General features: G+C 71.6%; 16 protein-coding genes. 5 read left to right on the forward strand and 11 right to left on the reverse strand.

The window, feature by feature from the left end:
* Window positions 1-20: 20 nt before the first annotated feature.
* Complete coding sequence (locus ACRWND_RS02045) at window positions 21-1,223, forward strand: PP2C family protein-serine/threonine phosphatase (RefSeq protein WP_431945176.1); 1,203 nt, start codon at window positions 21-23, stop codon at window positions 1,221-1,223.
* A gap of 201 nt (window positions 1,224-1,424) precedes the next feature.
* The gene (locus ACRWND_RS02050) at window positions 1,425-1,775 is read left to right on the forward strand and encodes a hypothetical protein (protein WP_431945178.1); all 351 of its coding nucleotides are present in this window, start codon (window positions 1,425-1,427) and stop codon (window positions 1,773-1,775) included.
* 203 nt (window positions 1,776-1,978) lie between these two features.
* Here ACRWND_RS02050 and ACRWND_RS02055 read toward each other — a convergent pair whose 3' ends face one another.
* The 3 genes from ACRWND_RS02055 to mmsA form a co-directional block, all read right to left on the reverse strand.
* Window positions 1,979-3,091, reverse strand: coding sequence for a substrate-binding domain-containing protein (locus ACRWND_RS02055; RefSeq protein ID WP_431945180.1), 1,113 nt, complete (start codon window positions 3,089-3,091; stop codon window positions 1,979-1,981).
* Between the two features lie 77 nt (window positions 3,092-3,168).
* A complete protein-coding gene (gene mmsB, locus ACRWND_RS02060; protein WP_431945182.1) occupies window positions 3,169-4,467 on the reverse strand; it encodes a multiple monosaccharide ABC transporter permease in 1,299 nt (432 codons plus the stop codon).
* Window positions 4,464-6,011: a multiple monosaccharide ABC transporter ATP-binding protein gene (gene mmsA / locus ACRWND_RS02065; protein WP_431945184.1), complete on the reverse strand. Its 1,548-nt coding sequence runs from the start codon at window positions 6,009-6,011 to the stop codon at window positions 4,464-4,466. Before mmsA ends, mmsB begins: the two co-directional genes overlap by 4 nt.
* A gap of 265 nt (window positions 6,012-6,276) precedes the next feature.
* Between mmsA and ACRWND_RS02070 the strand changes: the two genes are divergently transcribed.
* Window positions 6,277-7,467: an ROK family transcriptional regulator gene (locus ACRWND_RS02070; protein WP_431945186.1), complete on the forward strand. Its 1,191-nt coding sequence runs from the start codon at window positions 6,277-6,279 to the stop codon at window positions 7,465-7,467.
* Window positions 7,468-7,587: 120 nt separating this feature from the next.
* Here the strand turns inward: ACRWND_RS02070 and ACRWND_RS02075 are convergent, their stop codons facing one another.
* A complete protein-coding gene (locus ACRWND_RS02075; RefSeq protein WP_431945188.1) occupies window positions 7,588-8,958 on the reverse strand; it encodes an ATP-binding protein in 1,371 nt (456 codons plus the stop codon).
* Window positions 8,955-9,614, reverse strand: coding sequence for a response regulator transcription factor (locus tag ACRWND_RS02080; protein WP_431945190.1), 660 nt, complete (start codon window positions 9,612-9,614; stop codon window positions 8,955-8,957). The genes ACRWND_RS02075 and ACRWND_RS02080 overlap by 4 nt, the downstream gene beginning before the upstream one ends.
* 114 nt (window positions 9,615-9,728) lie before the next feature.
* Here ACRWND_RS02080 and ACRWND_RS02085 point away from each other — a divergent pair, with 114 nt between their 5' ends.
* The gene (locus tag ACRWND_RS02085) at window positions 9,729-10,364 is read left to right on the forward strand and encodes a PepSY domain-containing protein (protein ID WP_431945192.1); all 636 of its coding nucleotides are present in this window, start codon (window positions 9,729-9,731) and stop codon (window positions 10,362-10,364) included.
* Window positions 10,365-10,401: 37 nt separating this feature from the next.
* On the opposite strand, the gene ACRWND_RS02090 is transcribed toward ACRWND_RS02085, so the two are convergent.
* The 3 genes from ACRWND_RS02090 to ACRWND_RS02100 form a co-directional block, all read right to left on the reverse strand.
* Window positions 10,402-11,025, reverse strand: a complete 624-nt coding sequence (locus ACRWND_RS02090) for a histidine phosphatase family protein (RefSeq protein WP_431945194.1) — start codon at window positions 11,023-11,025, stop codon at window positions 10,402-10,404.
* Window positions 11,026-11,164: 139 nt separating this feature from the next.
* Window positions 11,165-11,683 (reverse strand): hypothetical protein, encoded by a 519-nt coding sequence (locus ACRWND_RS02095; protein WP_431945196.1) that lies wholly within the window; start codon window positions 11,681-11,683, stop codon window positions 11,165-11,167.
* A 142-nt stretch (window positions 11,684-11,825) separates the two neighbouring features.
* On the reverse strand, window positions 11,826-12,173 hold the full coding sequence (locus ACRWND_RS02100; protein ID WP_431945198.1) for a hypothetical protein: 348 nt from the start codon (window positions 12,171-12,173) through the stop codon (window positions 11,826-11,828).
* Between the two features lie 250 nt (window positions 12,174-12,423).
* Here ACRWND_RS02100 and ACRWND_RS02105 point away from each other — a divergent pair, with 250 nt between their 5' ends.
* A complete protein-coding gene (locus ACRWND_RS02105; protein ID WP_431945256.1) occupies window positions 12,424-16,179 on the forward strand; it encodes a S8 family serine peptidase in 3,756 nt (1,251 codons plus the stop codon).
* A 148-nt stretch (window positions 16,180-16,327) separates the two neighbouring features.
* Here ACRWND_RS02105 and ACRWND_RS02110 read toward each other — a convergent pair whose 3' ends face one another.
* The 3 genes from ACRWND_RS02110 to ACRWND_RS02120 form a co-directional block, all read right to left on the reverse strand.
* Window positions 16,328-18,031, reverse strand: a complete 1,704-nt coding sequence (locus ACRWND_RS02110) for an ABC transporter family substrate-binding protein (protein WP_431945199.1) — start codon at window positions 18,029-18,031, stop codon at window positions 16,328-16,330.
* A gap of 115 nt (window positions 18,032-18,146) precedes the next feature.
* Window positions 18,147-20,261: an ABC transporter ATP-binding protein gene (locus ACRWND_RS02115; protein WP_431945201.1), complete on the reverse strand. Its 2,115-nt coding sequence runs from the start codon at window positions 20,259-20,261 to the stop codon at window positions 18,147-18,149.
* Window positions 20,258-21,277, reverse strand: coding sequence for an ABC transporter permease (locus tag ACRWND_RS02120; RefSeq protein ID WP_431945203.1), 1,020 nt, complete (start codon window positions 21,275-21,277; stop codon window positions 20,258-20,260). Before ACRWND_RS02120 ends, ACRWND_RS02115 begins: the two co-directional genes overlap by 4 nt.
* Window positions 21,278-21,295: the final 18 nt, after the last annotated feature.

Consider the following 21,295-nt stretch of genomic DNA (forward strand, 5'->3'; position numbering starts at 1 on the left):
CAGCACGTCCGGGACGCACCATGGCAGGACCGGGGATCGATTACCGCGCCATATTCGAGGCGTCGCCCAGCGCGACGCTCGTGCTCGACCCTGCGTTCGTCATCCTGGACGCCAACCCGGCCTACCAGCAACTGGTCGGCCGCACCCGGGAGGACCTGGTCGGCCGGTACGTCTTCGACGCCTTCCCGCAGGACGACGCGTCCGAACTGGCCGATCTGCAGGCCTCCCTGCGGCGGGTGGTGGAGAACCGCGCCCAGGACGTCGCGGGCTTCGTCCGCCACGACATCGAGGAACCGGACCGGCAGGGGGTGTTCGCGGAGCGCTACTGGAGCCCGGTCAACGCGCCTGTCCTGGACTCCGGCGGGCGGGTCTCGCTGGTCGTGCACCGGCTGGAGGAGATCACCGACCTCGTCCGCGCCGGCGCTCCGGACGTCGACCACCGGCACCGCCGGATGCAATTGGAGCTGTACGCGCGGTCGCGTGAGCTGCAGCAGGTCAACGAGCGGCTGCGGGAGGCCAACGCCCGCGAACGCGCGGTGGCCCTGGCCCTGCAGGAGGCGATGCTGCCCGCCCCGCAACCGTTGGCGCACCACGAGGCCACCGTCCGCTACCGCCCCGCGGTCAACACGCTCAACGTGTGCGGTGACTGGTACGACGTGACCCGGCTGCCCGGCGGCGAGTACGCCGTGGCCGTCGGTGACGTCGTCGGGCACGGCCTGGCCGCGGCCGGTGTCATGGGCCAGTTGCGCAGCGCCCTCAGCGCCGCCATCCGGGTCGTGGACGGCCCCGCCGCGGCGCTCGACGCCCTCGACCTGTACGCCCGCTCCGTCGAAGGCGCACTGTCCACCACCGCCGTGCAGACCGTCGTGGACCCGGACCGCCGCCGGATCACCTACAGCAGCGCAGGCCACCCGCCACCCGCTCTCACCGACCCCGGTGGCGAGGTGCGCTTCCTGGACGGCGCGACCGACCCTCCGCTGGGCGCAGCCCCCGACCACTCCCCGCGCCCCCAGGCCACCACCGCCTACCGCGACGGCTCCACCCTCGTGCTCTACACCGACGGGCTGGTGGAACGCCGCGGCGAGGACATCGACCGCGGTCTGCGACGCCTCGCCGACCGGCTGGCCAAGTACCACGTGCTGGACCCCGAGGAGTTGGCGGACCGCCTGCTGGGCCTCGGCCTGGCCGCGGACGACACGGCCGTGGTCGTCGTCCGCCTGTGAGCCCTGCGCCGGTGGGCCGTGCCTGCCGGGCGCTCCGTGTTCGGGCGCGTGCGCACCGCCGCCGCGCCGAGCGGTGAAGGTGACTGGCTGTCACACCGGCGCCGGCTGTCCGGTCACCAGGTAGACGGCTCACTTCGGAAGGACTCCCGGCGGGTCCTGCCCGGTACGCGACCGGTGACACCGGTGACGAGGAGGCGCGGAATGCTGCACATCGCCAGGGCCCTGTCGGCGCTCGGGCCGGCGCGCGGACACGGCCGCGAGGACTACGCCCTCGCGCCGCGGTGCCCGCGCGCGGCGGCGTGCCGCGCCACCTCGGCGGACAAGTGGCTGGTCGGATTCAGGGTCGGCACTCGGGGACGGTCGCCGACCTGGCTGTACTACGTGGTGGATCACGCGAACGATGCGATGGGGGCGAAGCAGAGGGCCCTCTCCATGGCCGGGGACGAGATCGACGCCCCCTTCCTGCGCGGGTCCGACGGCGTCGGCAGGACGGAGATCCGTCTGCTCCGCGACGACGGGATCGGGCCGCGGCGACTCCTGCACTGCACATGACCCGTCCGCCCCGCAGGACCGGCCGGCACCGCCGACGCCTCGCCGGCTCCTCCCGGTCGGCGGGACGGTGCGGCGGGCCGGGGCGGCCGCGTCGGGGTGCGGCCCGCCCTCCGGCGCGGCCCACCGCCCGTGCCGGGAAAGCGGCTGCCGCCGGTGCCCGGACGTGCTCCGGGAACCGGCGGCGGAAGGTGCGGTGCGCGCGCCTACTTGGTGAGCGGGGAGAGCTTGGGGTCGTTGGCGTAGGCCTCGGCCGCGTTCTCCTTGGTCACGATGACCGGCGGGAGCAGGTAGGACGGGACGACCTTGCTGCCGTTGTCGTAGGACTTGGTGTCGTTGATCGTCGGCTTGCCGCCCTTCTGCAGGGCCTGGACCATCGCGATGGTCTCGGCGACGAGCTTGCGGGTGTCCTTGTTGATGGTGGAGTACTGCTCACCCGCCATGATCGATTTCACCGACTCGACCTCCGAGTCCTGGCCGGTGACGACCGGGACCGGCTTGCCGGCGCTCTTCACCGAGGTGATGATCGCCCGGGCGAGGGCGTCGTTCGGCGAGAGCACGCCGTCGAGCGTCTTCTTGCCGTTGTAGGTGGAGTTCAGCAGGGAGTCCATGCGCTGCTGGGCGTTCTCCGGCTTCCAGGCCTGGATCGCGGTCTGCTTGATGTCGGTCTGACCGGAACCGACAACGATGTCGCCCTTGTCGATGGCGGGCTTGAGCACCTCCATCGCACCGTCGAAGAAGACCTTCGAGTTGTTGTCGTCCGGCGAACCGGAGAACAGCTCGATCGTCCAGGGGCCCTTCGGCTTCTTCGCCTTCATGCCGTCCAGCAGCGCCTGACCCTGCAGTTGGCCGACCTTGAAGTTGTCGAACGCGATGTAGTAGTCGACGTCCGGCGTGTTGGTGATGAGGCGGTCGTAGGCGATGATCGTCGCCCCGGCCTGCTTGGCCTGCGCCACCTGGGTCGACAGCTGCGAGGCGTCGGTCGCGCCGATGACGATGACCTTCGCGCCCTTGGTGACCATGGAGGAGATCTGGGCCTGCTGGTCCGCGACGGTGGTCGAGGCGCCCGCGTACTGGACGTCGGCCTTGAAGCCGGCGTCCTTCAGCCCGTTGGTGAACAGGTCACCGGCGAGCACCCAGTTCTCCGAGGTCTTCGCCGGCAGCGCGACACCGATCAGGGCGTCCTGCGCGAAGCCGCCCTTGGTGTCCTTGGTGTCCGTGCCGGTGGAGCCCTCGCGCTCGTTGGAGCACGCCGTGCCCAGGGCGAGCAACGCGGCGGCGCCGATGACGGCGATGGCTCTGGTGATGGTTCTGCGCATGTGGGTTGTGCCCTTTCCTGATGGTGCGAAGTGGGTCGAGCGCCGCCTGGTGCGGCACCCCGGAGTTGCTGCCGGCGTCAGCCCGCGACCGGAGCCTTGTCGGGTTCCGAGGCAGGGTTCGGCGGGTCGGCCGGTGCGGACGTGTCGTTCGAGCGGAACGGACGCATCAGGGTGCCGATGATCGAGAAGCGCCCCTGGCTCTTGCTGTAGACGTCGAACGCGACGGCGAGGAGGAGGACCAGACCCTTGATGATCTGGACCATGTCCGAGCCGACACCCTCCAGTTGCAGACCGTTGTTGAGCAGCGCCATGACGAGACCGCCGACGATGGAACCGCTGATGGTCCCGAGACCGCCGGAGACAGCGGCGCCACCGATGAACACGGCCGCGATGGCGTCGAGTTCCCAGCTGAGACCGTCCTGCGGGCCGGACGCCGCGGATCGGGCCACGAAGATCATGCCGGCGAGCGCCGCCAGCACGGACATGTTCATCATGACCAGGAAGTTGACACGCCGGAGCTTCACGCCGGAGAGCTCGGCCGCGCGGGAGTTGCCTCCCACGGCGTAGATGTGCCGTCCGCCGATGGTGTTGCGGGTGTAGTACGAGTACGCCAGCACCAGGACGATCAGGATGATGCCGGAGATCGGGAAGCTGGTGCCGACACGGCCGCCGGCGAAGCGCAGCGTCGCGAAGACGATGACGCCCACCATCACGACCACGCGGATCGCGGTGACCCACAGCGGAGCGGGGTCGGCGCTCATGGCGCGCCGGGTCTGCCGGGCCCGCCACTCGCGCCAGCCCACGCCCGCGCAGGCGACCAGGCCGAGCAGCAGCGTCAGGTTGTTGTAGCCGGTGTCGGGGCCCACCTCGGGCAGGAAGCCGGCGCCGATGTCGCGGAACCCGTCGGGAACCGGCACGGTGTCGGCGTTGCCGATGTACTGGTTGCCACCGCGGAACAGCAGCATGCCCGCCAGCGTGACGATGAACGCCGGCACCCCCACGTAGGCGACCCAGAAGCCCTGCCAGGCGCCGATCGCCGCGCCGACGAGCAGGCCGAGCAGGATGCCGAGCGGCCAGGGGAGCGAGTGCTCCTGCATCAGCTTGGCCACCACGATGCCGGTGAACGCGGCCACCGAGCCGACCGACAGGTCGATGTGCCCGGCCACGATCACCATCAGCATGCCGATGGCCAGGATCAGGATGTAGGAGTACTGGCTGACCACGGCGATGAGGTTGCCGGAGGTCAGGGTCAGGCCCCCCGTCCAGATCTGGAACAGGAGCACGATCGCCACGAGCGTCGCGATCATGCCGAACTGGCGGGCGTTGGAGGTCGTGCCTCCGAACAGGTTCTTCTGCAGGTCTGAGATGCGGCTCATGGGCTCGGTGTCTTCTTCATAGAGGTCATCTGTTTCATGAGGAGTTCCGGGTTCGCGTCGCGGCGCGTCACCTCACCGGTGATGGCGCCTTCGAACACCGTGTAAATGCGGTCGCACAGTCCGATGAGCTCGGGCAGCTCCGAGGAGATGACGATGACGCCCTTGCCCTGGGCCACCAGCCGCTGGATGATCCCGTAGATCTCGTACTTGGCACCGACGTCGATGCCGCGGGTCGGCTCGTCGAGGATGAGCAGGTCGGGGTCGGTGAACATCCACTTGGCGAGGACGACCTTCTGCTGGTTGCCGCCGGAGAGCTTGACGACCTCCTCGTCCACGCTGGGCGTCTTGATCCTCAGGTTCTGCCGGTACTCCTCGGCGATCCGGTGCTCGCGTACCGGGTCGATGACGTGGTGGCGGGAAATCTTCGACAGCTTGGCCGCGACCATCGAGGTCTTGATGTCGTCCAGCAGGTTGAGGCCGATCGACTTGCGGTCCTCGCTGACGTAGGCGAGGCCGTGCCGGATGGCCTCCGGCACCGTCTTGAGGTGGATCTCCTTGCCGTCCTTGAAGACCTGTCCCGACAGGAAGGTGCCGTAGGAGCGGCCGAACAGGCTCATCGCGAGTTCGGTGCGCCCGGCGCCCATGAGGCCGGCGAAGCCGACGATCTCACCGCGCCGCACGGTGAAGCTGGAGCCCTTGCACACGAGGCGCTCGTCGGAGGCGGGGTGCCGCACGGTCCAGTCGCGGACCTCGAAGAACACATCCCCGATGTCGGGCGTGTGCTCGGGGAACCGGCTGTCGAGTTCACGGCCGACCATGCCGCGCACGATGCGGTCCTCGTTCACGCCGTCGGCCTTGACGTCCAGGCTCTCGATCGTCCGGCCGTCACGCAGGATGGTGATGGTGTCGGCGACCGCCTCGATCTCGTTCAGCTTGTGACTGATCATGATCGAGGTGATGCCCCGGTCGCGGAAGCCCCGCAGCAGATTCAGCAGGTGCCGCGAGTCGGCCTCGTTGAGGGCGGCGGTCGGCTCGTCGAGGATGAGCAGCTTCACGTCCTTGGCGAACGCCTTGGCGATCTCGACGAGTTGCTGCTTGCCGACGCCGATGTCCTTGACGAGCGTGTCCGGGTCCTCCTTGAGGCCGACCTGCTCCATCAGCTCCAACGCCCGGCGCTGCGCCGCCTGCCAGTCGATCCCGCCGCGTTTGCGCGGCTCGTTGCCGAGGAAGATGTTCTCCGTGATCGACATGCCGGGGACCAGGGCCAGTTCCTGGTGGATGATGACGATGCCGGCCTGCTCGCTGGCCCGGATGTCGTGGAACTTCACGGTGTCGCCCCGGTAGACGATCTCACCGGTGTAACTGCCGTGCGGGTGGACCCCGCTCAGCACCTTCATGAGGGTCGACTTGCCTGCGCCGTTCTCGCCGCAGATCGCGTGGATCTCACCTTCCTTCACCACCAGGTTGACATCCGCGAGCGCCGTCACGCCGGGGAACGTCTTGGTGATGGACCGCATCTCCAGCAGCATCGGGGCGCGGCTCATGCGCGGAGCTCCACGCTGCGGACGCCGCGACGATCGCGCGAGCCCGCCTCCCCTGGGATGCGACGTTTCGTGGACATCAACTTGCCTCCGTTGACACTGCGCTGTGCCTCCATGCCGGACCTGTTGCGGCTTGGGCACCGGACTTTAAATCCATTTGTTTTACTAAGTCAACGCCCTTGCGCGGTATCGTCGTCGAAGCAAGAGAGGAACGCGTGTGCGGCAAGCAGGAACAAACCTCCCCAAAGTCGGGCGGTACAACCGGGCGGTGGTCCTGGATCAGATCCAACTCGCGGACGGGATCAGCAGGGTCGAGATCGCCCAGAAGACGGGCCTGACCCCGCAGACCGTCTCGGGGATCGTGCGGCGTCTGCTGGGCGAGGGGATCGTGCGCGAGGACGGCGCCAGCCGCGGCGCCGGCGGCGGTAAGCCCCGCACCACCCTGCGGGTGAACGCGGACGCGGGCAACGCCGTCGGCCTCGTCTTCGACCCGGTCGAGCTCACCTGCTCCGTGGTCGACCTGCTCGGCCGGCCGCTGGTCGTCCAGCGCCGCCCCACTCCCCCCGGCACCGACCCGGCGCACGTGGTGGCCGCCATGGCCGACCTCGTCGCCGAGGTGCTGGCCGAGGCCGACGTACCGCGCGCCGGCGTCCTGGGGCTGGGCCTGGCCACCCCCGGGCCGATCGACCAGCGCAACGGCATGATCGTCGCCCCTCCCCAACTCGCGCACTGGACCCGGGTGCCGCTGCAGCAGATGCTCGGCGACGCCACGGGGCTTCCGGTGACCCTCGACAACGACGCCACCGCCGCCGCGGTCGGAGAGCGCTGGTCCGGCGCGGGCCGGGGTGTGGCCAACTTCGCGTACCTGTTCTTCGGCACCGGCATCGGCGGCGGGCTGGTCCTCAACCACCAGGTCTACCGGGGTGGTTCGCTCAACGCCGGCGAGTTCGGGCACTCCACGGTGGCCTCCGGCGGTCCGGAGTGCTACTGCGGCAACCGGGGCTGCCTGGAGGCGCTGGCGAACCCGTCCGCGATCGTCGCCGAGACGCACCGCCGCCTGAGCGGCGAGCCCGGCGCCAGTGCGCTGTCACCCGCGTTCGCCCGCGACCCGGCCGCCGTCGACCACGCCGCGGTCAAGCTCGCCGCGGGTGCCGGCGACCCGGTCGCGACCGCCGTCGTCGACGAGGCCGCGCGGCACGTCGCCACGGTCGCCGTGTCGATCGCCAACTTCATCGACGTCGACCTCATCATCCTCGGCGGTCACGGCATCCAGCACGTGGAGTCCCGGTACGTCGACGCCGTCGCCTCCGCCCTGGCCGCACGCCCCCTGGCCCGGCACATCCGCACGGTCCAGGTCGAGGCCTCCCCCCTCGGCGCCGACGCGGCCGTCGTGGGCAGCGCGGCACTCGTGCTGCACGCCACCTACTCGCCGCAACTGTCGTCCCTGGTCCTGGACTGAGGGGACGGGAACCGCCTCCGGTGCGCGCGGCGTACCCACGCCGACGTGAGATACCGCGTCCCGCCAGGTCACCGGGCCCTGAGTCGCCCGTCACCCCGGCTCCGGACGGCGACACCGCCCTCATACCAGCGGGAGCCTGACGCGCAGCAGGGCTCCGCCCCAGGGAGCCGATCCCGCCTCGACCCGCCCGCCGTGCCGGTGGACGATGTCGCGGACGATGGCCAGCCCCAGCCCGGCGCCTCCCGCGTCGCGGGCGCGTGACTCGTCCAGCCGGACGAAACGGTCGAAGACGCGTTCCCGGTCGGCCGCCGGGATGCCCGGGCCGTCGTCGGCGACCTCCAGCAGCGCCCACCGTCCGTCTTCGGCGACACGCACCGCGACCGCGCCGGCCGCGTGGCGCTGCGCGTTGTCCAGCAGGTTGTCCAGGACGCGCTCCAGCCCCTGCCGGTCACCCCGGACCGTCAGGGTCTTTACCGTCTCGACGGTCACCGGCACCGTGCCCGAGCGCAGCGCGACCTTCTCGCGGGCCAGTTCGTCCAGGTCGAGCGGCTCCATGGGCGTCTCCTCCCCCGCGTCGAAGCGGGCGAGCAGGAGGAGGTCGGAGGCGAGCGTCTGGAGCCTGGCGACGTCGCCCACAGCGCTGTCCAGGTCCAGCAGGGACGGGTGGGCGGCCGCCACCTCCAGTTCGGTGCGCAGAGCCGCGATCGGATTGCGCAGTTCGTGGGACGCGTCGGCGACGAAGCGGCGCTGCCGTTCGACGGCGGCCTGCAGGGCCGCGAGCGTCTCGTTGGTGGCGCGGGCCAGCCGGGCCACCTCGTCGCGGACCTGGGGGACGGGAACCCTGCGGGACAGGTCGGTGCTCGCGGTGATGGCCTCCATCTCGGCCCGGATGCCGTCCACGGGGCGCAGCGCGTTGCGGGCCGCGACCCAGGTCGCCGTCCAGACCACGGCGAGCAGGACGGGCAGGCCGGCCAGCAGGAAGACGACCGCGGTGCGGACGGCGTCCTGTTCGGCGGAGAGGGAGGCGCCCGCGGTCACGGTGTAGGGCGTGCCGTCGCGCTCCCCCGAGAGGACGGCGAACCGGTACGGCTCCTGGTCGCCGTCGACGTTCGCGGTCCCGGTGCCGTATTCCGCCTCCGTGTCGGTGTCCTTGTCGTTCTCGCTGTCGCCGCCGCTGTCCGGGGCGTCGGCCGCGTCCGGCACCGGTGCTCCGGTGATGCTCCGGACGTCCTCCGATGCCGCGAGTAGGGCGCCGCGGCCGTCGGTGACCCGGACCGGGTACTCGTCGCCGTCCGGCAGGTCGAGGCGGTCGAACGGGGTCCCGGCGGCGATCTGGGCGGCAACCTCGCGTGCGGCGATCTCGGCCCGCAGGCCCGCCTGCCCGGTGAGATCGGCCCGCAGCGCGAGGACGAGGCCGAGGCCCGCAAGAACGAGGACGGCGCCCACCACCGCGGTCGCGGAAAGGGCCGTGCGGGCCCGGACGGAGCTCAACCGGCCTCCAGCACGTATCCGGCGCCGCGGACGGTGCGGATGGCGGAGGCCCCGAGCTTGCGACGCAGGGCGCTGACGTAGACCTCGACGATGTTGGGGTCGCCGCTGTAGGCGAAGTCCCACACGTGCTCCATGATGTCGGCCTTGGCGACCACCTCGCCGGCGTTGCGCACCAGGTGCTCCAGCACGGCGAACTCCCGTGCGGTGAGCGGTACTTCCTCTCCGTCGCGGGTGACCCTGCGGCGTCCGGGCTCGACGGTCAGCGAGCCGACGGCGATGACCGGCGAGCCGCCGCGGGGGCGCCGCCGCAGCAGCGCGCGGATGCGTGCCAGCAGCACGACATAAGCGAAGGGCTTCGTCAGGTAGTCGTCGGCGCCGGTGTCCAGGCCCTCCGCCTCGTCGTACACCCCGTCCTTGGCGGTGAGCATCAGGATCGGCGTGTCGTCGCCCGCGGCCCGCAGGGCGGCGCAGACGCGGTACCCGTTCATCCCGGGCAGCATGATGTCCAGCAGGATCAGGTCGTAGGACTGCTGCGTGGCCTGGTGCAGCGCTTCGGCGCCGTCGTGCACCACGTCGACGGCGAAGCCCTCGGCGGTCAGCCCCTTGGCCAGCGAGGCGGCGAGGCTGCGCTCGTCCTCCACGATCAGCAGGCGCATGGGTACAGGGTGCCAAAACGATCCTGAGGATTCCTTCAGGATCCTTCAGCGTGGCTTCAGGTACGGAGCGCGAGGGTGGGGTTCGCCGGATCCCCTCACGGAAGGAACACCATCATGAGGCGCAAGACGCTGATCGCCACCGCGGCCGCCGTCGCCGTCCTGGCCGGAGCAGGAGGCGTCGCGGCGACCGCCATGGCGGACGACGAGGAGCGCCGGCAGCCGGCCGCCGTGGCCGCCGACGACCGGGGCGCCGACCGCGACAACGAGCGCGACGACGAGCGCGACGACGACGGCGCCCGTGACGACGACCGCGGCGCCGCTGACGCCGGGGCCCGCGACGGCGGCGCCCGCACGGTGAGCCTGACCGACGCGGTCGGCGCGGCACGGGCCGAGGCTCCGGGCACCGTGGTGTCGGCCGAACTCGACGAGGACCGCGGACGCACCACCTGGGAGGTCGAGACGCTCGCCGAGGACGGAACCTGGCACGACGTGACGATCGACGCCGCGGAAGGCACGGTCCTCGCCACCCGCGAGGAGCAGGACCAGCGGAACGCCGACGAGGCCCGTGACGCGCTGCGCGGCTCCCGCACCGACCTCGTGGAGGCGGCGAAGGCGGCCGCCGACGCCCGGCCGGGTACGGTCACCGCCGTGTCCCTCGACGACGACACCCGCCGCTGGGAGGTCGAGATCCAACAGGACGGCGTCGAGCACGAGGTCCACGTCGACCCGGCCACCGGCGACGCCCGCTGACCCGGCTCACCGGCCGACCTGGCGCCCGGTCGCGGTCTCAGATCCGCGCACCGGGCGGGAAACCGGTCCAGCGCAGCTCCGCCGGCAGATGCCTCATGTCGTTGTGGACCAGGACCGTGACGGGCCGCCCCGGCGTGTAGCGGATGACGGTGAGGGCCGCATTGGCCTGCTGCACCGAGAGCCAGCGCCACGGAGGGGCGTCCATGGCATGGCTCACCAGCCAGCCGACCAGGAAGTTGTGGGTGACGAGCACTTCGTGCCGCTCCTCGTCGCCCTCGGCCGGGCCGGTGAACTGCTCCAGCGCGCGCCGGGCCAGCGACGGTCCGAGGGCGCGCTCCTGCTCCGTGGCGCCCTCGAGGAAGCGCAGCAGGCGCTCGGCGCTGTCCGGCGGCAGTTCCTCCCGCCGCGGGACGTAGGGAACGTAGTCGCCGGCGGTCGCCGCGACGCACCGGGGGGCGGCGGGCAGGTGCTCCCCGATCAGGGCGGCGGTCTGTGCGGCCCTGGGCAACGGGCCGTGGTGGATCACGGATATCGGGTGCTCGGCCAGTCGGCGGCCGAGCGCGGCCGCCTGGCGGCGGCCGTCGTCCGACAGCCCGCTCTCGTCCGGCAGGGCCTCCCCGTGCCGCACCAGGTACAGATGGCGAGTGGCCGCAGCCGCCATGCCCGGGCTCCTTCTCCACGCGTCGTGATCGTTCGTCCTGGGCACGACGCCGCGGCCGCCGTTCCGGTTCCCGCGACAGGGGGTGCCGCCTGCCGGGAACACGGGCACTGTGCCGGACCGGCCGACTCCCCCCGGGGGCTCACACCCAGTTGCGCCGGGCCGCCGCGACGCCGGCGCCGAACCGGTTGGTGGTGCCCAGTTCCGCGTACAGGGCCTGGATCCTCCGGCGCAGGGTGCGCGTGGAGACGCCGAGTTGGCGGGCGATGGCGTCGTCCTTCACCCCGGCGGCGAAGAGGGCGAGCAGGCTCCGCTCCTCGTCGGTGGGTTCGCGCACCTGGTCCCCCGAGGTGGCCGGCCGCGGCGCCGGCGCCGGCGTCGACGGCGACGAGCCCGGCGCGCTCAGCGCGGGCGCGCCGCTCCAGTAGCGCTCGAAGAGTTCGGTCAGGGCCTCCAGCAAGGGCGGCGACTCGGTGTAGAGGCATTCGTAGCCGCCGGCCTCCAGGCTCAGCGACACCAACGCCGCCGTGCGGTCCCCCATCGCCAGTTTGATGGGCAGCGCGGGCACGACCCTGGCCTCCTCGCCACGGGAGACGAGGCTGCCCAACTCCTGCCAGCCGCAGCCCTCGTCGAAGCTGGCGGCCGCGTAGACCACCCGCACCCGTACGCCGCGCCGATGGCGGCCTCGTCGAGTGCCTCGTTCGGGGCGAGCAGGAAGGGCGGGCGGTCCAGGGCGCAGAACTCCTGCCGGGCGGCCTGCTTCAGGCGGTAGTAGCAGTCCCCGACCTCCTCCGGGCCGCTGATCATCCGCGTCGCCGGTTCGCCGCTGCTCGACCGCCTGGCCTCGTCGAACAGCGCGCCGAGCGGCCCGGTGGCCGCCCGGACGGCCGCCAGTGGCGTTCGCGCGACAGCACCGGCGCCCGCAGCGCGTGCCGAGGATCCACCGTCAGGTACTCACCGGAGGAGCGACGGCTGAGAAGTCCGGAGTGGTGCAGTCGTTCCATGAGCGCCAGGGCCTGTCCGGTGCCCAGCCCGAACGCCGCCGTGACGTCGTCGACCGTGCCGCCACCTCGTGCCAGCAGATCACGGTAGACGGTCGCCGCCCCCGCGTCGAGGCCGATCAACTCCAAGGGCGCGTCTGCGTCCGTCATCGTTCTCCATCTCGGGGGAAGAAGCAGGCCATCCGGCACAGCGCCAGCAGACTCGCCGGTTTCCGGGGGCGTGTCGACCCCCGCGCCGTGCGGTACCTCAGGCTTGCCAAGCATTGCACCGGTTTGCGCCGTGTCCAGTTTCGGACATGGCACAGAAGTGCCAATGGGGTGCCTTTACAGGGGACAGCGGTAAGTGGCTGATTGCGTTCAACCGCTTCCACAGCAATTGTTCAACGAGGTTTCCGTGCACATGTCTTCCTCCCGCAGACGCGGGCTGACGGCCGCCGTCGCCGCCCTGGTGGTGCTGACGGCCACCGGACCGGCCGCCTCGGCCGACCCGTCGGCGACGCCCCCGTCCCCCGGCACGGCCGGTGCCGCGCCTACGACCATGCGCACCGTCACGCTGATCACCGGTGACAAGGTCACGGTGGCCGGGAACGGCCGCACCGAGTCCGTCACTTCGGTCACCGGCCCCAACGGCAAGCCCTCCGGCGCGCATGTGATGTCGGTGGGCTCCGACACCTATGTGTACCCCGATGCCGCGGTGCCCTACGTGGCGTCAGGAGCGCTCGACGAGAAACTCTTCAACGTCACCGCCCTGCTGGCGGACGGCTACGACGACGCTCGCAGCGACCGGCTGCCGCTCATCGTCACCTACACCGACGCCGCCGCTCTCTCCCGCAGCGCGAAGGCCCCGCAGGGCGCGCGCAGGACACTGACCCTCAGCAGCATCCAGGGCGCGGCGTTCTCCGCCGACCACGAGCGGGCCGCCGACTTCTGGTCCTCCCTGACGGGGGGCGCCGAGGCGAAGGCCACCAGGGCCGCCGAGGCGGCGGCCGGCGGCACGCTGGCCGGGGGCATCGCGAAGGTGTGGCTGGACGGCAAGGTCAAGGCCACGCTGTCCGACACGACGGCGCAGATCGGCGCCCCGGATGTCTGGAGCGGCGGGGACACCGGGCAGGGCGTGGACGTCGCCGTGCTGGACACCGGCATCGACGCCGCGCACCCTGACTTCGCCGGCCGGATAGCCGAGGCGCAGAGCTTCGTGCCCGGACTGGACGTCACGGACCGCAACGGCCACGGCACCCACGTCGCCTCCACCATCGCCGGGACCGGCGCCGCCTCCGGTGGCACCGAGAAGGGCGTCGCCCCGGGCGCGTCGCTGCACATCGGCAAGGTCCTGGACGACTCCGGCAGCGGCCAGGACTCCTGGATCCTGGCCGGCATGGAGTGGGCCGCCCGCGACCAGCACGCCAAGGTCGTCAGCATGAGCCTGGGCAACGAGCCCACCGACGGCACCGATCCGCTCAGCGAGGCCGTGAACCGGCTCAGCGAGGAGACCGGAGCTCTGTTCGTCATCGCGGCGGGCAACTCCGGCCCGGAGCCCTACACCGTGAGCGCGCCCGGCGCCGCCGACGCCGCGCTGACGGTGGGCGCGGTGAACGGGCCCGGCAAGGGCGTGGACCAGCTGGCCTCGTTCTCCAGCCGCGGTCCGCGCGTGGGCGACAACGCCGTCAAGCCCGATCTGACCGGCCCGGGTGTGGACGTGCTGGCGGCGCGCTCGCAGTACGCGCCGGAGGGCGAGGGCGCCTACCAGACGATGAGCGGCACCTCCATGGCGACGCCGCACGTGGCGGGCGCCGCCGCCCTGTTGGCGGCGAAGCACCCGGACTGGACGGGCCAGCAGCTCAAGGACGCCCTGGTCAGCACCACGGCGAGCACCCAGCGGTCCAGCCCCTTCGAGGCCGGCAGCGGTCGCGTCGACATCGCCGCCGCGGTGAAGGCCACGCTGGTCGCCTCCGGTGACGCGTTCGCGCAGACCCACTACCCGTACACGCCGGGCCAGACCGTCCGCAAGGACGTCACCTACACCAACTCCGGCGCCGAACCGGTCACCATGGACCTGGCGCTCAGCGCGGGACCGCTGCCCGAGGGCCTGTTCACCCTCAGCGACTCGCGGCTGACCGTGCCCGCGCACGGCACCGCCACGGTCGGGGTGATCACCCACCTCGACGCCGCGGAGGACGACGGGGCCTACACCACCCGGCTCGTCGCAACCGGCACCGACGGCACGCCCCTGGCCCGCACCTCGGTCGGGGTGAACAAGGAGGGCCGGCGGACCGTGCTGACGGTCATCGCCAAGGACCGGCACGGCAAAACCCTGCCCGGCACCCTCGTCCTGAAGGACGTCAAGCGCGACACCCCGCCCAAGGCGGTCGCCGTCGACGCCTCCGGCCGTGTCGACCTGCGTCTGCCCCCGAGCACGTACTCGGCGTGGATGACCGCGGACGTGCCCGGCATCGACGGCACGCACACGCTCGGCTTCGCGATGTTCTCGGCGCCGCAGATCGACCTCGACAGCGACCGCACCGTCCACTTCGACGCCGCGAAGCTGCGCAAGGCGGCGGCCGTCACCCCGCAGGCGACGGCCAACCAGTTCATGCGGGTGGACCAGTACCGCACCAACGGCGACCTGTTCCCGTTCCTGGACAGCTACATGCCGGAGTACTGGCGCTACGACAGCCTCTGGGTGACCCCGACACCGAAGGTGACCGAGGGCGAATACCACTTCGCGACCCGCTGGCGGCAGATCCAGCCGCCGCTGACGTTCTCCTCCGGCCCGGAGACCTACGGCGACGTCACCATCCCAAGCCAGTCCCCCGCCCTGCCGGACGGCAAGGGCACCTACCACGCGGTCTGGGCGGCCGACGGCTCGGCCGCGGACTTCCGCGAGGTCGCGGTGCGCGGCCAGGTGGCGGTCGTGCGCCGCAGCGACACCGTGTCCGCCCCTGACCAGGCAGCGGCCGCGGCGAAGGCCGGTGCGCGGCAGCTGCTGATCCTGGGCGACGGCTACGGGAAGTACGACCCGTGGGCCGACCTGTCCGAAGGCGCCCCCCTGCCGGTGGCCTCGCTCGGCGCCGACGACAGCGCACGCCTGCTGACCCGGCTCCGCAAGCCCGGCACCGCGACGCTGAAGGTCGTGTCGCACCCGCACCCGGCGTACCTCTACGACCTGATCCGCCACCACGACGGTTCGGTACCGCAGGACCCGTCCTACCGGCCCGGCCCGGGCGACCTGGCCCGCATCGACGAGTCGTTCCGCAACACCACGCAGGGTGAGGCCTTGGCATCCCGCGCGGATGTCTCGCTCTACTTCGACGGGCGCATGGACGGACAGCCGACGCCGGTCGCGGCCCAGGGCACCCTCACGTCGTGGGTCACCGCAGGCGAGGACGCCCGCTGGATCTCCGGGGCAGCCATGCGGGACCTCGGCCTGTGGGGCGTGATGCGCACGTACAAGCCGCGCAGCACCAGCAGCGAGACCTGGTTCGCCCCGGTCCAGCGCCCGCGTGTGCTCAATGACGGCATCATGTGGACGGCTCCGTTCCGGGTCGGCGACATCATCAACACCTCCAGCCTGCCCGCCTGGGGGGACTCCGGCGGCCACGCGGGCATCGTCTGGGCCGACGGCGACACGTCGAAGATCTCGCTGTACCAGGGCGACGAGCTGCTCGGGGAGGCCTACAACGAGGGGTACGTCAACGCCGAGGGGCTGTCGCCCGACCCGCAGCCCTACCGGATCGTGCTGGAGGGCCAGCGCAACCTGCCGGACCGCCCGTATTCGACGCGTACCCGCACCGAGTGGGGGTTCACCTCGAGCACGACGGACTACGACCACATCACTCCCCTGCCGTTGTTGCAGCTCGACTACGCGGTGGACACCGACCTGTCCGGCAAGGCGGCCCGCCGCACCGGGCTGACGGTCACCGCCTCCCATCTGCAGGGCGCGGCAGGCGCGGGCGCGGTCCGCACGGCGACCCTCGAGGTGTCGTACGACGACGGCGCCACCTGGCGCAAGGTGACGCTGCGGCAGTCGGGCGGCGACTGGAAGGCGCAGCTCGAAGCGCCGTCCAAGGCCCGCTTCACCAGTCTGCGGGCGACGGCCCGGGACGCCGAGGGCAACAGCGTCAGCCAGACCGTGATCCGGGCGTTCGGCGTCAGGTAGCCGACGGCTCGAACGGACACAAGGCCCTTGCTCCCGGTGCGATACCGGGGGCAAGGGCCTTGTGCGTTGTCGGCTCGGGTCAGGTGCCGACACGGCGCGGGAGGTGTTGGGGAGGGGGGTCGTCCTCCCGCGCCGTGGTTTCGGGGGGTCAGCTGGTGAATCCGACCCGGGACCAGTCGGTGTCCTGGAAACCGAAGGCCCCGTAGTTGGCCACGTCGGACTTGGCCGCGACGATCTGCGGGCGCTGGTACAGCGGCAGGTCCGCGGCGAGCTTCCACAGCGCGGTGTCGGCGGCGTTGAGGTCGGCGAGGTAGGCGGAGTGGTCGACCTCGGTGCCCGCCTTGCGCATGTCGGCGTCGATGGCGGCGGTGCCGATGCGCGAGTAGTTCTGGCCGATGTTCCCGTGCTGCGGGGAGACGAAGGAGGCCGCGCTGTTGGTCAGCGGGAAGAACGGCACGGCGCCGATGCCGCTGAACAGCGTGAGGTCGAACTTCCCGGCGCTGATGTCGTTGAAGAAGTCGTCGCTGGGCTTGACCGCGGTGTGGAGGGTGATGCCCACGTTCTTGAGCATGGCCGTGAACAGCTGCGCCTCGTTGGCAGCGATGGGCGTGCCGGACGGGATCGCCAGCGTCAGCGCCAGGGGCTTGCCGTCCTTCTCCCGGACGCCGTCGTGCAGCTTCCAGCCCGCCGCGTCCAGTCGCTTCGCCGCCGCGGTGGGGTCGTAGCGGCCGATGGAGCCGGCGTTGTCGCGGTAGGCGGCGTCGTTGTTGACCAGGAAGTGGTTGTTGAGGGGCTTGGCCGGGAAGGGCAGGCCGTTGAGGTCGGCCTTGCCGATGGCCTCGCGGTCCAGCGCCATGAACACGGCCTGGCGCACCCTCTCGTCCTTCAGCAGCGGGCTCTTGCCGTTGAGGACCAACTGGCGCAGGTTGGGGGCGCCCGCCACCCGGATGGAGGTGTGCGGCACCTTCTGCGCCTGCTTGTAGGCGGCCACGTCCGGCCCGATGTCCTCGACGTCGATCTCGCCCGAGGCGAAGGCGCCGGGGGTCGACGCGGCGTCCAGAGTACGGAAGTTGATGCCGTCGAGCACCGGCTTGGGGCCCCACCAGTCGGGGTCGCGGACCTCGGAGACGACCTTGGTCGTCGGGTCCATCTTGCTCACCTTGAACGGACCGGCCGTGACCGGGATGTGGTTCTTGTAGGAGGTGTCGAACTTGTGCGGGGTGTCGATCTGCGACGCGGGGTACAGCGGCGAGAACAGCGTCCGCCACTCGGAATACGGCGTGCCATAGGTGACGACGACGTGCCGGGCGTCGCTGCCCTGCGTGACGGAGGAGATCTCCTCGTAGCCGGTGGTGCCGACGGGTGTGTACCCGGGGTTCTTGCCGTTCTGCGCCACCCAGTCCGCCCGGAAGTCCTTCCAGGTGATGGGGGTTCCGTCGGACCACCGCGCCTTGGGGTTGATCACGTAGGTGGTGACCTGCTTGCCGTGCTTGAGGGCGGTGGTCACCTTGGTGAGGTAGTTCGGGTTGGGGGTCTGCTTGTTGTCGGGGGTGCTATGGAAGAGCGACGGCAGCAGGGGAGCCATGGTCGTGGTGACGGCTACGGTGTTCTGCGAGGCCGCGTTGAGGCTGTTCCACTGGGTGGAGTACTCGTCGACGGGGAAGTTGAGGGTGCCGCCCTGCCGGAGCTTCGCGGGGTCGACGGGGTTGATCTGGTTGAGCGTCGCCTTGGGCGGGGCCTTCGGCGCCGACGCGTTCGCGTCGCCCTTGGAGGCGCCGCACGCGGTGGCGCCGGCGAGGAGACCCGCGGACACCACGACTGCCGTGGCCAGCCTTGCGGACTTTCGGTTCACCTGGATTCTCCTTGTGGGCGTTGGGGGCGGTGTGGGAAGCGCGGGTCGGGGGCCGGGCCGGGCCGGGTGGGTGCGGCCGGGGAACGCGGCGGGCGTGTCACGGGGCGGGGGCGCGTCACAGGACCTCCAGGGCGGCCGCGTAGTGGCAGGCGGCGGCGTGGTCCTCTCCCAGGGCCCCGGCGGCGGGGTCCTCGGTGTCGCACCGCTGGGACTCGGCCGGCGCGAGGTGCAGGTACTTGGGGCAGCGGGTGCGGAACCGGCATCCCGAGGGGGTCTCCGCGGGACTGGGGAGGTCGCCCTGGAGGATGATGCGCCTGCGCTGCCGCTCCTTGGCGGGGTCGGGCAGCGGCACGGCGGACAGCAGCGCCTGGGTGTAGGGGTGGGCGGGGCGGGCGAAGACCTCCTCGACGTCGCCGGCCTCGACGATGCGGCCGAGGTACATGACGGCGACGCGGTCGGCGATGTGCCGGATGACCGACAGGTCGTGCGCGATGAACAGGTAGCTCAGGCCGAGTTCGGCCTGCAGTTCGTCGAGCAGGTTGATCACTCCGGCCTGGATCGAGACGTCGAGCGCGGACACCGGTTCGTCGAGCACGACCAGCTTGGGGTCCAGGGCCAGCGCCCGCGCGATGCCGATCCGCTGCCTCTGGCCGCCGGAGAACTCGGCGGGGTAGCGCTCGGCGTGCTCGGGCAGCAGGCCGACGAGGCGGAGCAGTTCGGGGACGCGCTCGGCGATGCGTGCCCGGTCCCAGCCGTGGGTGCGCAGCGGTTCTGCCAGGATGTCGCCGACCGGCATGCGGGAGTCCAGCGACGCCATCGGGTCCTGGAAGACCACCTGGAGGTCCCGGCGCAGCTCCCGCCGTGCCCGGCGGTCCAGTTCCCCGACGTCCCTGCCGAGGACGGCGACGGTGCCGGAGCGCCGGGCGGCGAGGTCGAGGATCTGCAGCATGGTGGTGGTCTTGCCGCAGCCGGACTCGCCGACCAGCGCGAGCGTCTCGCCCTGCCGGATGTCGAAGTCCACACCGTCGACGGCGCGCACCGTGCCCACGCGGTGCTTGAACACCGAGCCCTTGAGGAGCGGGAAGTGCTTGGTGAGGCCCGTGACCCGCAGGACCTCGGGGCGCTCGGCGCGCGGCAGTTCGACCTGCCGCGCGGGGACGGCGGGAGTGGGGAACATGCCCTGGGACGGGATGCCGCCGGGGGTGTCGATCTCCTGTCCGCGGTGGCAGGCGGTGCTGTGCCCGGAGCCGGTCCCGACGGCCAGCAGCACCGGCTCCTCGGTGCGGCAGCGGTCCACGGCCACCGGGCAGCGCGCCGCGAAGGGGCAGCCGGCCGGCAGGTCCACCATGGACGGCGGTGTGCCCTCGATGGGGGTCAGCGCCGTCCGCTCGCCTGAGTCCAGTCGCGGCACCGAGCCGAGCAGGCCGATGGTGTAGGGCATGCGGGGCGCGGTGAACAGCTCGTCGGCGGTGCCCGTCTCCACCGGCTTGCCGGCGTACATGACGACCACCCGGTCGGCCATCCCGGCCACCACCCCGAGGTCGTGGGTGATCATCAGGATCGCCGCTCCGGTGACCTCCTGGGCCTTCTTCAGGACCTCCAGCACCTGCGCCTGGATGGTGACGTCGAGAGCCGTGGTGGGCTCGTCAGCGATGATCACCTCGGGGTCGTTGGCGATGGCCATGGCGATCACCGCCCGTTGGCGCATACCGCCGGAGAACTCGTGCGGGAAGGCGTCCATCCGCCGCTTCGGGTCGGGGATGCCCACCAGCTCCAGCAGTTCGATGCCGCGTGTCCGGGCCTGGGCGGAGGTCAGGTCCTGGTGGATCCGCAGGGCCTCCACCAGTTGCGCGCCGACGGAGAAGACGGGGGTGAGCGCGGACAGCGGGTCCTGGAAGACCATCCCGATGTCACGGCCGCGGATGCCGGACATCTGGCGGTCCGACAGCCCGAGCAGCTCGCGGTCCTTGAGGCGTACGGAGCCGGTGACCTCGGCGTCGTCGGGGAGCAGGCCGAGCACGGCGGTGGCGGTGACGGACTTGCCGGAGCCGGACTCGCCGACCACGGCGAGGGTCTCGCCGGCGCGGAGCACCAAGTCCACGCCCCGGACGGCCTGCACCCGTCCGGCCTCGCCGGGAAAGGACACCCGCAGGTCGCGCACGGTCAGCACCGGGCTGTCCGCGGCCGGTCGCGGGGAGGCGCCTCCAGGGACGGCGGTGGGGTCGGTCACGGGGTGACTCCTTCCTTCGCCGGAGCCGCCGGGACGGCCGCGGCGGTGGACGGGCGGCGGGGGGCGCGGGAGGTCCGCGCGTGGCGGGAGCGGGGCGCCGCCGGCCGGGTCCGCCGGCGGGACTTCGCTCCGCGTGCCGTGGGGTCGAAGGCGTCCCGCAGGCCGTCGCCGATGAAGGCGACGGCGAGGCCGATCAGGACGAGGAAGGCGGCGGGGAAGAAGAACAGCCACGGGGAGGTGTTGGCGTCCGGGGTCCCGGCGGCGATGAGCGTGCCGAGCGAGACGTCGGGCGCCTGGATGCCGAACCCGAAGTAGGACAGCGAGGTCTCGCCGAGCACGATCGCGCCGACCTGGACCGTCGCGTCGATGATGAGGATGGAGGCCGCGTTGGGGAGGATGTGCCGGAAGATGATGGCGAGCGGATGCACCCCCATGTAGCGGGCGGCCAGGACGTACTCCCGTTCCCGCAGGGTCTGCGTCATGCTGCGCACCACCCGGCCGGTGATCATCCAGCCGAACGCCGCGAGCAGGACCACGAAGAAGAGCCAGGTCCCGTGCTGGAAGGCCGGTGAGAGGACGGCGAGCAGCAGGAACGCCGGGATCACCAGCATCAGGTCGAGGAACCACATCAGCACGCGGTCGGTCCAGCCGCCGAAGTAGCCGGCCGAGGCGCCGACCACGGCGGCGATGAGCGTCGTGAGCGGTCCGCCGACGAGTCCGACGACCAGTGACTTCTGCAGGCCCCGCAGGGTGAGTGCGAACAGGTCCTGGCCCGAGTGCGTGGTGCCGAACCAGTGTGCGGCACTGGGCCCGGTGCCGAGGCTGGAGAAGTCGTTGTCGTGGTACGTCCAGTGGAGGAACGGCGGTACGGCGTACGCGAGCAGCACCAGGGCGACCACCAGGGCGATGCCCACCAGGGCCAGCCGGTTGCGGGCGAAGCGGGCGAGGATCAGCGCGCCGCGGCCGCGGCTCCGGGATGGCGCCGCCGTGCCGGCGCCGGGTGCGGGGGTGGTCATGAGGGTGTCTCCTCGGGT

Source organism: Actinacidiphila sp. bgisy167, assembly GCF_965342175.1.
GTDB lineage: Bacteria > Actinomycetota > Actinomycetes > Streptomycetales > Streptomycetaceae > Actinacidiphila.

Bases quoted from the DNA above. Each gene is read 5' to 3' on its own strand.
- ACRWND_RS02045 (WP_431945176.1), top strand. From the start codon at position 21: ATGGCAGGACCGGGGATCGATTACCGCGCCATATTCGAGGCGTCGCCC.
- ACRWND_RS02050 (WP_431945178.1), top strand. From the start codon at position 1,425: ATGCTGCACATCGCCAGGGCCCTGTCGGCGCTCGGGCCGGCGCGCGGA.
- ACRWND_RS02055 (WP_431945180.1), bottom strand. From the start codon at position 3,091: ATGCGCAGAACCATCACCAGAGCCATCGCCGTCATCGGCGCCGCCGCG.
- mmsB (WP_431945182.1), bottom strand. From the start codon at position 4,467: ATGAGCCGCATCTCAGACCTGCAGAAGAACCTGTTCGGAGGCACGACC.
- mmsA (WP_431945184.1), bottom strand. From the start codon at position 6,011: ATGAGCCGCGCCCCGATGCTGCTGGAGATGCGGTCCATCACCAAGACG.
- ACRWND_RS02080 (WP_431945190.1), bottom strand. From the start codon at position 9,614: ATGCGCCTGCTGATCGTGGAGGACGAGCGCAGCCTCGCCGCCTCGCTG.
- ACRWND_RS02085 (WP_431945192.1), top strand. From the start codon at position 9,729: ATGAGGCGCAAGACGCTGATCGCCACCGCGGCCGCCGTCGCCGTCCTG.
- ACRWND_RS02090 (WP_431945194.1), bottom strand. From the start codon at position 11,025: ATGGCGGCTGCGGCCACTCGCCATCTGTACCTGGTGCGGCACGGGGAG.
- ACRWND_RS02100 (WP_431945198.1), bottom strand. From the start codon at position 12,173: ATGACGGACGCAGACGCGCCCTTGGAGTTGATCGGCCTCGACGCGGGG.
- ACRWND_RS02105 (WP_431945256.1), top strand. From the start codon at position 12,424: ATGTCTTCCTCCCGCAGACGCGGGCTGACGGCCGCCGTCGCCGCCCTG.
- ACRWND_RS02120 (WP_431945203.1), bottom strand. From the start codon at position 21,277: ATGACCACCCCCGCACCCGGCGCCGGCACGGCGGCGCCATCCCGGAGC.